This is a genomic window from Pseudomonas sp. TMB3-21 (genome assembly GCF_054898145.1).
In genome coordinates this window covers 444,293-458,567 of record NZ_CM142718.1, presented here as the reverse complement: position 1 = coordinate 458,567, position 14,275 = coordinate 444,293, and the positions used below count along the sequence as shown (strand labels likewise).

The 14,275-nt window shown below is 58.3% G+C and carries 6 protein-coding genes and 1 pseudogene; 4 read left to right on the top strand and 3 right to left on the bottom strand.

The features are described from left to right. Nucleotides 1–84 precede the first annotated feature (84 nt). The 3 genes from ACYZTS_RS02195 (at nucleotide 85) to guaA (ending at nucleotide 4,044) form a co-directional block, all read left to right on the top strand. Nucleotides 85–633: a hypothetical protein gene (locus ACYZTS_RS02195; RefSeq protein ID WP_028620128.1), complete on the top strand. Its 549-nt coding sequence runs from the start codon at nucleotides 85–87 to the stop codon at nucleotides 631–633. Between the two features lie 265 nt (nucleotides 634–898). Then, nucleotides 899–2,368, top strand: a complete 1,470-nt coding sequence (gene guaB, locus ACYZTS_RS02190) for an IMP dehydrogenase (RefSeq protein ID WP_028624385.1) — start codon at nucleotides 899–901, stop codon at nucleotides 2,366–2,368. Between the two features lie 98 nt (nucleotides 2,369–2,466). Next, nucleotides 2,467–4,044 (top strand): glutamine-hydrolyzing GMP synthase, encoded by a 1,578-nt coding sequence (guaA, locus tag ACYZTS_RS02185; RefSeq protein WP_028624386.1) that lies wholly within the window; start codon nucleotides 2,467–2,469, stop codon nucleotides 4,042–4,044. Nucleotides 4,045–4,125: 81 nt separating this feature from the next. On the opposite strand, the gene ACYZTS_RS02180 is transcribed toward guaA, so the two are convergent. The 3 genes from ACYZTS_RS02180 to treR form a co-directional block, all read right to left on the bottom strand. Beyond that, nucleotides 4,126–7,203 (bottom strand): membrane-targeted effector domain-containing toxin, encoded by a 3,078-nt coding sequence (locus ACYZTS_RS02180; protein ID WP_028624387.1) that lies wholly within the window; start codon nucleotides 7,201–7,203, stop codon nucleotides 4,126–4,128. A 167-nt stretch (nucleotides 7,204–7,370) separates the two neighbouring features. Next, nucleotides 7,371–11,690, bottom strand: a complete 4,320-nt coding sequence (locus ACYZTS_RS02175) for a membrane-targeted effector domain-containing toxin (protein WP_461993699.1) — start codon at nucleotides 11,688–11,690, stop codon at nucleotides 7,371–7,373. Between the two features lie 155 nt (nucleotides 11,691–11,845). Next, a complete protein-coding gene (gene treR / locus ACYZTS_RS02170) occupies nucleotides 11,846–12,550 on the bottom strand; it encodes a trehalose operon repressor (RefSeq protein WP_461993697.1) in 705 nt (234 codons plus the stop codon). Nucleotides 12,551–12,786: 236 nt separating this feature from the next. Here treR and treP point away from each other — a divergent pair. Then, a pseudogene (treP, locus tag ACYZTS_RS02165) lies at nucleotides 12,787–14,229 on the top strand (PTS system trehalose-specific EIIBC component). Nucleotides 14,230–14,275 lie beyond the last annotated feature (46 nt).

Genomic DNA, 14,275 nt, shown 5'->3' with positions numbered 1-14,275 from the left:
GCAGACCCTGTGGGAGCGTGGCTTGCTCGCGAAGGCTTCAGACAGCGCGGCGCAGAACATCCATTTGACGTAGTAGGCTGCAGCATGAATTCGCAAAGCATCATCGTCCCGAAAATCTCCACGCTGCCGGTGCACGAGCCTCGGGCGCGGGCGATCGTGCGTTGGCTGGCGCGCAAGAACATCATCAAGGAAGAGCTGACCACTTGCGGGCGGACCGGCAATCGCATGGGCCACGCCATTGCTGACGGCGCGCGCGCGGTGGTGTTACATCCACAGGCGCTGCCGTTCGGCGAGCCGATCAATGGCCTGGAAATCATCACCAAGCGCTGCATCTATACGCCGGCCAAAGGGTTTCTGGGCGAGGCGGGCTGCGCCGAGTGCCGCAAGGAGGTCGGCGAGGCGTTGTTCGAAAGCCTGGAAGAGTGGATGCCGGGGCGCACCGACAACTTCACCTGCCCGGAATGCGGTCATGAAGATGACATCAACGGGTTTCTGTTTTTACAGGAATGCGGATTTTCCAATTTAGGCTTCATTTTCAACAACTGGGCCGAGGCGGGTTTCAAGCAGAGTTTTATCGACGAGTTTGCCGATTGGCTGGATCAGCCTGTGAGTTGGGTGAAAGTGGAGTTGTAGAAACGTGGTGCTGGTAGCAAGGAACACCCCCCTGTGGCGAGGGAGCTTGCTCCCGCCGGGCTGCGAAGTGGCCCCGGCCTTTTGGCGGTCGCTACGCAACCGAGCGGGAGCAAGCTCCCTCGCCACGTGTTCTGCGTTCGAATGGGGTGCGGTAGTTTTAGCCCCTCAATCAGTCCGGCAATAATAGACAGAGTTTTACATTGAACCCGAGGGGGTGTCTGACTATAATGGCGCGCTTCCAATTTCCCGCTCGGGAGCCCCCGCGATGCTGCGTATCAGCCAAGAAGCTCTGACATTCGACGACATTCTCCTAGTGCCCGGTTATTCCGAGGTGCTTCCTAACGAAGTCAGTCTCAAGACCCGCCTAACCCGTGGCATCGAGCTGAATATTCCTCTGGTTTCTGCCGCAATGGACACCGTCACTGAAGCCCGTCTGGCAATCGCCATGGCTCAGGAAGGTGGCATCGGCATCATCCACAAGAACATGACCATCGAGCAGCAAGCTGCCGAAGTGCGCAAGGTCAAGCGTTACGAAGCCGGCGTGGTCAAGGACCCGATCACCATCGAGGCAGATGCCACGGTGCGTGAACTGTTCGAACTGACCCGCCAGCACAACATCTCCGGCGTGCCGGTATTGCACGATGGCGACCTGGTCGGCATCGTCACCTCCCGCGACGTACGTTTCGAAAACCGTCTGGAAGCCACTGTCCGTGAAGTGATGACGCCTAAAGAGCGTCTGGTCACGGTCAAGGAGGGCGCCGACAAGAACGACGTCCGCGAGCTGTTGCACAAGAACCGCATCGAACGCGTCCTGATCGTCGACGACAAATTCGCCCTCAAAGGCATGATGACCGTCAACGACATCGAAAAAGCCAAGGCCTACCCGCTGGCCAGCAAGGACGATCAAGGTCGTCTGCGCGTCGGCGCTGCAGTCGGTACAGGTAAAGACACCGGCGACCGCGTTGCTGCACTGGTTAATGCCGGTGTTGACGTGGTGGTGGTGGACACCGCACACGGTCACTCCAAAGGCGTGATCGACCGCGTTCGCTGGGTCAAACAGAATTTCCCTGACGTACAAGTCATCGGCGGCAACATCGCCACCGGCGCTGCGGCCAAGGCCTTGGCCGAAGCGGGCGCTGACGCCGTCAAGGTCGGTATCGGCCCTGGCTCGATCTGCACCACCCGCATCGTCGCCGGTGTCGGCGTTCCGCAAATCAGTGCTATCGCCAATGTCGCCGCGGCCCTTGAAGGCACTGGCGTTCCGTTGATCGCCGATGGCGGCATCCGTTTCTCCGGTGACCTGTCCAAGGCCATCGTGGCCGGTGCTTCCTGCGTGATGATGGGCTCGATGTTTGCCGGTACTGAAGAAGCGCCAGGCGAAATCGAACTGTTCCAGGGTCGTTCGTACAAGGCTTATCGTGGCATGGGTTCGCTGGGCGCCATGTCCCAGGCTCAAGGTTCTTCCGACCGTTACTTCCAGGATTCGTCGGCCGGCGCCGAGAAACTCGTCCCGGAAGGCATCGAAGGCCGTGTTCCTTACAAGGGCACCCTGAGCGCCATCATCCATCAGCTGATGGGCGGCCTGCGTTCCTCGATGGGCTACACCGGCAGCGCCGACATCGAAGAAATGCGCACCAAGCCCGAGTTCGTGCGGATCACCGGTGCCGGCATGGCCGAATCCCACGTTCACGACGTGCAGATCACCAAAGAAGCGCCAAACTACCGCGTAGGTTGAGCCTTCAAGCAAATCGTTAAGCAACCGGGGCTGTGTTATTCAGCCCCGAGTTGTTTCTGAATCACGACTGTTTCTGAATTTCTAGACGAGACTGAATCATGGCCCTCGACATTCACGCCCACCGCATCCTGATCCTCGATTTCGGTTCCCAGTACACCCAGCTGATTGCCCGCCGCGTGCGTGAAATCGGCGTGTATTGCGAGCTGCATCCGTTCGACATGGACGACGAAGCGATCCGCGAATTCGCACCGAAAGGCGTCATCCTCGCCGGTGGTCCCGAGTCCGTGCACGAAGCCAACAGCCCTCGCTGCCCGCAAGCGGTGTTTGACCTCGGCGTACCGGTCTTCGGTATCTGCTACGGCATGCAGACCATGGCTGAACAGCTGGGTGGCAAGGTTGAAGGTTCCGAGCTGCGTGAATTCGGTTACGCCCGTGTCGATGTAGTGGGCAAGAGCCGCCTGCTGGACGGCATCGAGGACCACATCGACGCTGACGGCCTGTTCGGTCTCGACGTGTGGATGAGCCACGGCGACAAAGTCACTCGCATGCCGCAAGACTTCCACATCCTCGCCAGCACCCCGAGCTGCCCGATCGCCGGCATGTTCAGCGATGAGCGCCGCTACTACGGCGTGCAATTCCACCCGGAAGTGACCCACACCAAGCAGGGCGGCCGCATCCTGTCGCGTTTCATCCTCGACATCTGCGAGTGCGAAGCGCTGTGGACCCCGTCGAAAATCGCTGAAGACGCCATCGCCAACGTGCGCGCTCAGGTCGGTACCGACAACGTTCTGCTCGGCTTGTCCGGCGGCGTCGATTCCTCGGTGGTTGCCGCGCTGCTGCACAAAGCCATCGGCGACCAGTTGACCTGCGTCTTCGTCGACAACGGCCTGCTGCGTCTGCACGAAGGCGAGCAAGTGATGGCCATGTTCGCCGAGAACATGGGCGTCAAAGTGATCCGCGCGAATGCCGAAGACCAGTTCCTCGACAACCTGGCCGGCGAGTCCGACCCGGAGAAGAAGCGCAAGATCATCGGCCGTACCTTCATCGACGTATTCGATGCCCAGTCGAACAAACTGGACAACATCAAGTACCTCGCGCAAGGCACCATCTACCCGGACGTGATCGAGTCGGCTGGCGCGAAAAGCGGCAAGGCCCACGTGATCAAGTCGCACCACAACGTGGGCGGCCTGCCGGAAGAAATGAACCTCAAGCTGGTCGAACCACTGCGCGAGCTGTTCAAGGACGAAGTCCGTCGTCTGGGCCTGGAACTCGGCCTGCCGTACGACATGGTCTACCGTCACCCGTTCCCGGGCCCGGGCCTGGGTGTGCGGATCCTGGGTGAAGTGAAAAAGGAATACGCCGACCTGCTGCGTCGCGCCGACCACATCTTCATCGAAGAACTGCGCAAGGCTGACTGGTACCACAAAGTCAGCCAGGCCTTCGTGGTGTTCCAGCCGGTGAAATCGGTTGGCGTGGTAGGCGATGGCCGTCGTTACGCCTGGGTCGTGGCCCTGCGTGCGGTGGAAACCATCGACTTCATGACCGCACGCTGGGCACACCTGCCTTACGAATTGCTGGAAACTGTTTCCGGCCGCATCATCAATGAAATCGAAGGTATCTCGCGCGTTACTTATGACGTGTCGAGCAAGCCGCCTGCGACGATTGAGTGGGAATGACCCCGCACGCAGATTGATGACTGATTGAAATAACCCTGGCCCTGGCCAGGGTTTTTTTTCGTCCTCAGTATCCTGTTCACCTCAGCTCGGTAAGCGACTTTGTAAAGTCATACCTCGCCGTTCAAGCGCATGGGACAACATGTCCAGCGACGAGAACCGAACCTGATTGACATCGGTCCAGGACGGACGGTTGATCGAGTATCCGCCATCGGCCGAGTGTTCAACCCAAGTGCGGACGATCCCTCCGTGTTGACTACGATGGTGCAAAATAAATACATCGTCTGATTTCTCGAACAGGTACATGCCCGGGCGCGTCAGCAGTTTTTCGATTTCTAATTCGGTGCGAACCAGCAGTGGTGCTTCCATCTGAAGCAACAGATCGGCTTGCAGGGTATCGAAAGTGCCTCGCATCGGACTGGTCGCAGAGGGAACGGTAGTCACTTCCAAGCCGGGGTCTATTGCAATACGTTGCCCTTGGCCCGGGTTGACCTCTTCAATCCGTACGCCAATACCACCTTCCAGTTCGCTGATGCCGGCAAGGCCTCTGAATGTATTAGTGTTTTCAGCTCCGGTCAGCACAACCCACTTTCCATCTCCGTTGACCAGTCTGTCTGCGGCGAAAATTTCATTGGTCAAATGGTTCGCGGCCATTTGCTCCAGGTAGCCCGCTTCTGCCAGACCGGGATATTTAGAGACGGCCGCGCAGTTGGTCGCCTGAACGCGAATGCCGTGCTGCCTGGCCTCTATGACAATTTGCAGTTCATTGAATTGCCCTGAAGGATCGGTGCCGAGTGACGTCAGGTATTCCCCTAGATCGCCAGGCATAACGCCAGTCTCAAAAAACGAGTTCAGATCAGACTGAATGAAATCATTGACCAGACGGCGCATGTAAATAGTCTTCACTCCCTGCCTGGCCAGCGTCGGCAGGTTCTCGATCATGAACCGCATACTGCTGACTCGATCAAGACTTTCACCGACGACCAGCCCCGGAGCGCTCTCGAAAATCTGCTCGATAAGGCGAGACGTCGTGGTGAGTGGAGTTACTTGCGGGATGACTGGACGTGGCGGCAAGTTGGCCCAGACGAGATTCTTGTAAAAGAGTGCGGAGCCGCGCAGAAGCCTTTGTCGTACCAGGGCATAGTCCAAGCGGTAATGATCGACCGATATCAGCCGATTACTGATCGGGTCTACCCGAACCTCCACATGGGTTTGTCGCAGTCCCAGTGCCCATCTTTTCTGCGCCCATCTGGAACGAGCTGTATACGACGTAACCACAACGCGAACGTTGCGCGGGGTAGGTTCCACCTGCTCGACCTCTGCCGCTTCGCTTGCGTCGAGGTCCGCTTCCGGAATGCATGCCTTGCCTATGCACTGACCACCTGCCTTCAGCCCCAACCGAGGCATCCGTTCCCAGTCGCCTTCGGCATTCAGTCGCACCGGCAGTGAGTGTATGAATTGATTCGGTCTTGCCGGATCGACGATTGCCCAGTGTCCGCCTCCCTCAGCATCGGGGAAATAGTGAACGTTGTACGCGGTGTCGTTCATCATGATCGCGTAGGGGGGATCCGAGTCCAGCCTGTAGATACCCTGAAACTTTCCGGGCTCGTCGATCGGTGAATATCCGTCCAGCAGTTCATTAATCTGGTAGTGCCGCGCAACTTCCTCAGTTTGCGCAGTTTCAGGCGTTGTAGCGGGTAACCCTTCAATAATGGGCAGCCCTTCTTCCGGCTCTTCAGCTGTCATCAACTCCGCCGGTTGTTCTGGCGCTTCGGGTGTTTCCGGCAATTCGTTGGGTCCCAGCAAGTCAGCCATTTCAGCGGCTTCGACGGCATCGACGGATTCGCCGACTTCTGCCAATGAGCCAGTACCTTTCAAGAACGGAATATTAAACACGGCATCAATGCCGTTGAGCACCGCCCCGATAACGCCATTTTTACGCTCGGAGGCAGTCCTGCCATTCACGGCCTGATCAATGTTCAAGCCCATGTTGATCAGGCTGGCACCGATCACAGGCAACGCCACTGGCCAGCCGATCGCCGCCATCGGCCCGAATACCTTCAAACCTGCGCTCAAGTATCCGACCCACAATTTTTTTCGTAGATCGCCATTCGAGGTCAGGGACAAGTCAGCTTCCGCGAACATCGCGGTCTGGGTGGAATCGCGCAACCAGGTGAAAGCGTCGCCCGTGATGCTCTGGTCTTTTTGATTGATCAGGTGATGATCAGAGTGACCCCAGGTACTCACCAGACGATCCATCAGGTCGGAGATGTTTTCGCCGATGGCGTGGCGATCTGCCAGACGGAAATGATTCATGAAGGCTTGGCGCGGCGCTTCATCGTTCATGTGTTGCAAGGCCCACCAGTGCATATCCGCTGGTGTTTCGAGCACTTGAAACGGTTCGGCTTCACCCGGCGAATAAATGATCTGTCGACCCTTGGGGTCAACGATCCGCAGAATATTGGCCGAGACATAGCCAGCGATGTCCAGCGTGCAAATTCGCACCGCAGGATCAGCCGGGGTTTCTGCTTCAAGTTTCTGAAGGTTCACTGGCCAGGTCATCTCGCCAGTGACGGCATTGACGACAGTCTGGAAATCGTCTGTGGTCAACCGCCCGCTTTCGCAGGCGTCGATGGCTTTGCCGAGAAAATTGCACTTGGCCAACGTGCGAAAATCATCGGAAGAATCCTTCCAGAATGTTTGTAGCTTGGTGCGGTAAAGGTCGCTGAAGTTGATACTCCAGAAGTCCTTCAATACTTCATTGCCATGCAGGCGCACTTCATTGCTCTCGTTGAAATCGTCTGCCTGCGGTCCTGCGGTGTAGAACCCAGCGTAGAGGTCGAGGAGATCTGCGTTGTCCTGATCGGTAGCACGGAAGCGATGAATCACCAGTTGTGTCAGGGTCATGGACTCATAAGGTTTTTCGCGAAAGTGTTCCCAACCGGTGAAGGTCTTCGGGTTGCTTTGGGCGAGCCTGAACCGATGAAAATAAACCTGATCCGGGTCCAGGCCGGTGACCCCGTATTTTGTAAGGAGGCCGCTGGCCACTTCGTGGGCGGTGTCTTGCAGACTTGGGCAGGCCGTCACGATTCGGGCGGCGATTGCCTTCAACGTGGCTTTGTCGCTGGCATTGGGCATTGGTGCGGCGGTGATCGAGCTCATGTGTTCTCTATCCTTGAGAAATGGGCGCTCAAGATCGCCCGTTCGCTCAAGGAGTGTGCACTACATAGTTATGCCCAAAAACTGTTCTGAATCGGGTAGCCGATGGCCTGACAGGCTTTACAAAGCGCCGCGTGAAACCAGGTTTCTCGCGGCTTTTTTGTGGGTGCTTACAGCGGGCCCGTCCAGCCGGCCAGGGTCAAGCCGCTTTGGTCCAGCGCCTTGAGCAGGGCTTCGATGCTGGTGAAGCGCTTCTCATGCAGCGTGGGCCATGTCGGACGTTCGATGAAGAAACGCCCGGATTCGGCGTGAATGGTCGTGCTCACAATGAGATTGTCGCGACCGCGATGCATCAGTCGCGTGCCGCGCGGGTCGCGCTGGAGGGTGTACATGCCGGGACGGCTCAGCAATTTATCGATGTCCGGTGTTGTCTGAGCTGACCAAGGTGTTTCCATTTGCAGGCGCAGATCACTTTTAACCATCGCGGTCGGACTGTCATTGTCCTCGACATAGGTTCTGCCAGGGTCCGGTTCGGTCCCTGCGGATTTGCCCTGAGTCACATCTTCGAAGCGCAGGCCAAGGCCCTGCTCCAGCTCACTGACACCCGCCACACCGTCAAAGGTGTTGGCGTGTGAATTACCCACCAGCGCCACCCATTTGTGTGGGCCACTTGCAGACTGGTCGGCCTCGATGACCGTGTGGGCGAAGAAATTCATGATTTTCTGCCGGGATGTTTTCTGCAGGCCGCGCATGCCTTCGAGCCGGTAACTGGCCATGCAGTCGATGGCTTGAATGCGCACGCCTTGCCCGTTGGCTTCCTTGACCAGATTGAGGAAGGTGTAGCGGCCCAGCGGGTCGGTCATATGGCCCTGATCGAGGCTTTCAAGGTACAGCTCAAGATCGCGAGGCATCACTAAAGTTCTGGCGAAGTTGTCCAGCGCCGGTTGATGGAAGTCGGTGAACAGGTGCTCCATGTACAGGGTTTTCACGCCTTTGCGAGCCAGTGTCGGCATCTGCTCGATCAGCCATTGTTTGCTACCGATATCCGCATGACTTTCGCCGATCACCAAGCCATTGAATTGCTCCAGCGATTGCTCGATGAACGCCTCGGCGGTCGTAGTCGGGGCGATGGGCGAGAGGGGCGGGCGCGGCGCAAGCTGCAGCTCGGCGTAAAAGCGCGTGGTGTCTGCATGCAGTTGTTGGCGCAGGGCCTTGAATGTGTCGAGAGGCGTGTTGCCTTCAAGCGTCACGACGTTGTCCCACAGAGAACGGTCGCCTGGGCTGGATGCCCTGGCGCTAAGTTCGTTGCGAAGCTGCGATGGAATGTCGTAAGGCGAAGTAATTCGTGGCACGTCCGGAATCAACGGCGCAGGCACGGCATTGGTGTCGGGCACTGGCGCCACGGGTTCAACGGCCGTTTCACCCGGCTTGGCCGAAGGATCAATACGCACGCGCCTGAGGCTCAGGCCTTCATCCTCAAGTGCGGTGGCCAACTCATGAGCGCTGGCAAAATGACGGCCGCTGACCGTGGTCCAGCGTGGACGAACGATGAACAGGCCGCCGGCATCCTGCTGGATGTTGGTAGTGACTAGCGTCCCGTCACCGCTGCGGTGGATCAGCGTGGAGGGCTCCTGAAACAGAAACATGCCTCTTCTCGGTAAAGCCTCGTCGACGGTGCGAGCGGTGGCGGTCGCAGGCGAAGCTGTCACTTGCAGGCGCAGATCGCTTTTGATCAGGTCTACGGGGCGGCCGAACAGGTCCAGCACTTTTTTGCCGGGATCGGCCGACAGCCCGCTGGCTTTTCCCAAGGGAATTTCCTCGACGCGCAACGCCACGGCGCCCTGCCTCTCACTGATGCCGGCAACGCTATCCAGAGTACTGGCGCGTCCCTCATCCACCAGCGCTACCCAGCGATGAGTACCCCGCGCAGCCTGATCGGCGCGGATCGTCTTGTCGGAAAAATAGTTGAGCATCTTCTGGCTGCTGACCTCGGACGTTTGCTCCATGTGCGGGAAGCTGCGGCTGGCCATGCAGTCGATGGCTTGCACGCGCACATGGTTTTTCTGCGCGGTCTGCACCAGTTCGGTGTAGCTGTGGGGGCCGCTCGGGTCGGTTCCGAGCCGGGTGTCCAGGCTCTTGAGATAATCTTCCAGCGCTGGCGGCATCGTGCCGGTGGTGTGAAAGGTGTCGAGGTCCACCTGATGAAAATCAGTCAGCAGACGATCCAGATACAGGGTTCGGACTTTCTGTTTGTTTAGCACCTTGAGGTTATCGATCAGCAATTGTCGGGCGGCGATGGAGGCACTGTCCTGCCCGATCACCAGCCCCGGCGTCTCCTTGAGCAGCCGCTTGCTCGCCTCGGCGAACGGGGTGGCCGGTTTGAAGACCGGCACCGCCGGGCGCGGTGGCGTGGCGGACTCTGTGGGGGCCCTGATTGCGTCGTCGTACAGGCTGCGACGCAGTGTCTTGAAATCCTGATAAAGGCTGTCGCTGGTGGTGACGCTGTCCAGCGGGAAATCTTTGATCCTTGATTCGGCGACTGAGCGCAGTGCCTCCCTTGACGATTGCGCCACGTCATAAGGCATCGGTTGCGCCACCACCTCGGGCAAAGGATCGGCGGTGTGACCCCAGGGCCAATCGCCGAATATTTTCATCCCGCCCCGCAGACCTGGCCGGGCGGTGGGTTGCCATTTCAACGCTTCGTTCAGGCGTACCGGCACATTACGATGAAAGGAGTAAGGATTGGCCGGGTCGACGATCACCCATCCGCGCATCTGTTCAACGTAGCGCACCTGATAAAACCCGTCCGAGCCGGCGCGTCTCATGTAGATGTAAGTCCTGCCCGAGGGGGTCTGAAGGATTTCCTGAAACTGTGCACTGCCGGGTTCAATCCGCGAGTTTTCTTTGATCTCGGTCTTGAACGAGGCGAGAAAATCTTCCGGCGCGGCGGGCAATACCTGATGCGGTGCGATCTCTTCCAGGGTTGGCAACGGTGGGCGGGCAAGGGCGGCTTCGGCGAGTTTTTCTTCCTGCGCGACAAACGCCTCGGCCGCTACCTCGCCCTCGATTTCGGCAATTTCCGGTAGGTGTTCGCCGCCCTTGATGAACGTAGCGTTGAACAGCGTATCGATGGCCGCGAAAATCGCGCCGGTGACGGCTGCCTTGCGCGCCCCCGGCGTTTTGCCATTGACCGCCTGATCGATCTGCAGGCCGACGGTGGCCATGCCCGCGCCGACGACCGACAGCGCCACCGGCCAACCGACGGCAGCCATCGGGCCAAACATGCGGTTGAACGCATTGAGATAGCCGATCCACAGTTTTTTCCGCAGATCGCCGTTGGAATGCATCATGAATTCCGCATCACCGATCATGCGGATATGAAGAGCCTGAGCCAAGAAACTGAAGGCATCTCCCTCGATAGACGCGGCGGTGTGTTCGATCAGGGAATGGTCGGCGCTGTCCCAGGTACTCACGAGCAAGTCGAGCGTATGGCTGAGCCCGACGTTCTCGATATGCGGTTCGCGCGTCAGCTCGGCGATAACGCCCACGATCGGAATCAGGGCCAGCAGCCAGCGCTCTTTCGCAGCGTTGCGCCATGAGGTGTCCTCCATGATGTCGTGGTCGGACACCTGGAAATGCGCCATGAAACGTTTGCGGTCCGAGGGCTTTTTGATTTGCGACAGCACCCACCAGTGCAGATCACGTGCTGACTGCAGGGCATGCACGCCCCAGATTTCGCCGGGCACATAGAGAATTTTCCCACCTTTGCTGTCGACGATGCACAGGATGTCAGTGGCCACGAATCCGCCAATCTTAAGCAGCGTCACTTGCGGCGCCTGAGTGACCGGGCATTCGTCTTCGAGCATCTGCAGGGTCACCGGCCAGCTGACATTGCCGGCCACCGCGCGAACCACAGTCCTGAAATTGTCATCCGACAAACGACCGCTTTCACGGTCTTCCGTAGCCTTGGCCAGAAAGGTGCATTTGGCCAGCGAGCGGAACGTCTTGCCGTGCTTGCTCCAGAAAGCGCTGGTTTTCTTGCGGAAGCGATCAGCGAAATTGATCGCCCAAAATGCCTTCAGCACATCGCTGCTGTGCAGGCGCACTTCGTTGGTTTCGTTATAGGTGCCAGCGTCAGGCCCGGCGGTGTAGAAACCGGCATCGGAGTCGAGCAGGTCGGCATTGTCCTGGTCGTGCACGCTAAAACGCTGGATCACCAACTGCGGCAAGGTCATCGACTCGCGGGGTGATTCTTGCAGATGCTCCCAGCCGGTGAAGGTTTTCGAACTGCTCTGGGCCGCGTGAAACCGATGCCAGTGAACCAGTTCGGGATCCAGATGCTCGAAGCCGTGTGCGGTCAGAATTTCGCGAGCGACCGCGCAGGCCATTTCGTACATGTCGGGGCAGGCCTGAACCAGGGCGGGCACCAATGCCTTGAGTGCCAGTCGGTCGGCAGCATTGGGTAGTTCAGTGTTTTGCGGGGTGTCCACAGTCTCTCTCCTTGATCGTGGTGATGAAAATCCACGGCGATGATTTCAAGGATGAGCAGGATCGGTCTGTCAGACGGTCGGAAGAACAGCTGTGGTATCGGGCGACGGTCCGCATGGGAAAACACCCGCTGGCGGGGAATTTTTCGAACTCGTGCTCAACGCCGCGCGATATCCGAGAAGTAAAACTTGTCCAGCGTATGCCGCGACTCGGTGTATTCGAACTGCCGACCGTCCTGCAGGAAGGTCTGATTGCTGACCACAATCACGTGGCTCTGGCCGTCGAGGTCCAGGTGCTGGTGATCATCTTTGCTGCGCGGCACCGCTTCGATGGTGCGCTGTGCGTAGGCAATTTGCAGTTGCAGTTGCTGCTCGATAAAGGCATAGATCGAGTGTTCGGCAATATCCCGCGTCAGGCCCGGAATCACGTCGCTGACAAAATGGTTGATGTCGAGAATCACGCGTTTACCGTCGATCCGCCGCACCCGTTTGATCCGGGTGATCAAACTGCCTTCCTGCGCCTGAATGTGTTCGAGCAACGGGCCTTCGAGCGGCAGCTGTTCGAACTCGACCACTTCGGTGCTGACGTCATTGCCCAGCCCGGGTTCGGTTTCCTGAAAGCTGACGATGCCCCCCAGCTGAAATTCGATCGGGTTGGTCGACAGCACGAAGGTGCCTTTGCCGTGAATTTTTTGCGCGAAGCCGCGCTCCTGAAGTTGTTCGATGGCCTTGCGCACGGTGCCGCGACTCGCCTGATAGCTGTCCATCAGTTCGGTTTCGGAAGGCAACCGCGCGCCGCGTTCCAGACGTTCGGTCGTGATACTGGCAAGCAGATCGTTGTAGATCTGGTTGTATTTACTCATGGGAATGGCTCTGTGCCGGGATGCTCAAGGTGTCGAACCTTAAGGGCAGGGTAGGCAATTGTCCATGCGGGTTTTGGGTTCCTTCCCTTTTATTAGTAGGAAAAGTCATCGCGTGATTTACGCGTAATAAACAAAATCATACTCGTCTGTACCAGTTGTTGATTTAACTCGTACAGACGAGTACTTTTCACGTCGGCGTGCTGCCAATAACAAAAACCCATAGCGGAAGAACAAGCATGAGCCACGACTACCCGAACATCGTCACCGAACTGCTGCAAAGCCTCGGTGGCAGCGGCAACATCGAGCAGGCCGCGCACTGCGTCACGCGGCTTCGCCTGTCCCTCAAGGACCCGGGCCTGGTCAATAGCGCCACGCTGAACCAGGTCGATCTGGTGAAAGGGTCGTTCTTCACCGGCGGCCTGTATCAAGTGGTGATCGGCCCCGGTGAGGTGGAAAAGGTCTACGCCGAATTGCGCAGACAAACCGGTCTTGCAGCGGCGACCATTGCCGACGTCAAACAGAAGAGTGCCGACAAGATCAATGCGATGCAGCGTCTGGTGCGGGTGTTTTCCGATGTATTCATGCCGATCCTGCCCGCCCTGATCGTCGCCGGCTTGTTGATGGGCATCAACAATCTGATCGGGGCCAAGGGCATGTTCATTGACGGGCAGACCCTGCTTGAAGCCTACCCGTCGCTCGACGGGCTGTGGAGCCTGATCAACCTGATGGCCAATACTTCGTTCGTGTTTCTGCCGGCGCTGGTGGGCTGGTCGGCCGCCAAGCGCTTTGGCGGCAGTGAAATTCTCGGCATCGTTCTCGGCCTGATGCTGGTTCATCCGGATCTGCTCAACGCCTGGAACTACGGAAAGGCCGTGGCAGGGCTGGAGGGTCAGCAACTGCCGTACTTCGACATTCTGGGGCTGTTCCAGATCGAGAAGGTCGGTTATCAAGGGTAAATCCTTCCGATCCTGCTGGCCGCGTACGTCATGAGCGTCATAGAAAAATGGCTGCGGGCGCGGGTGCCGAACGCGGTCCAGTTGCTGGTGGTGCCGATTACCACCATCGTCGTCACGGGCGTGCTGGCGCTGGCCATCATTGGCCCGGTCACCCGGCATCTGGGCATTCTGATCACCGAAGGCCTGGTCACCCTGTTCGAATTGGCGCCAATGGTCGGTGGTGCGATTTTCGGTCTGTTATACGCACCGCTGGTGATCACCGGCATGCACCACATGTTCCTCGCCGTTGACCTGCAGCTTATTTCCACTGAGGGCGGGACGTTCATCTGGCCGATGATCGTGATGTCCAATCTCGCCCAGGGCAGTGCGGCACTGGCGGTGTTCTACATGGCCCGCAACGCGCGGGATAAAAGCATGGCATCGACGTCGGCGATATCCGCCTATTTCGGCATCACCGAACCGGCGATGTTCGGGGTCAACCTGCGCTACAAATTTCCGTTTTACGCAGCGCTGACCGGGTCTGCGCTGGGTTGCATTTTTCTGTCATTGAACAAGATCCAGGCGTCGGCCATTGGTGTCGGGGGCTTGCCGGGCTTCATTTCGATCATTCCTCAATACATCCCGATGTTCGTCATCGGCATGGTGATTGCCATGGTCGTACCGTTTGTACTGACCTGCGTGTTGAGCATGAAGATTGTCCGGCCCGGATACAGGGTTGCCTGAGACATCGCACTCACCCGTAGGGGTTGTGCCAAATTGAAGAAGGAAT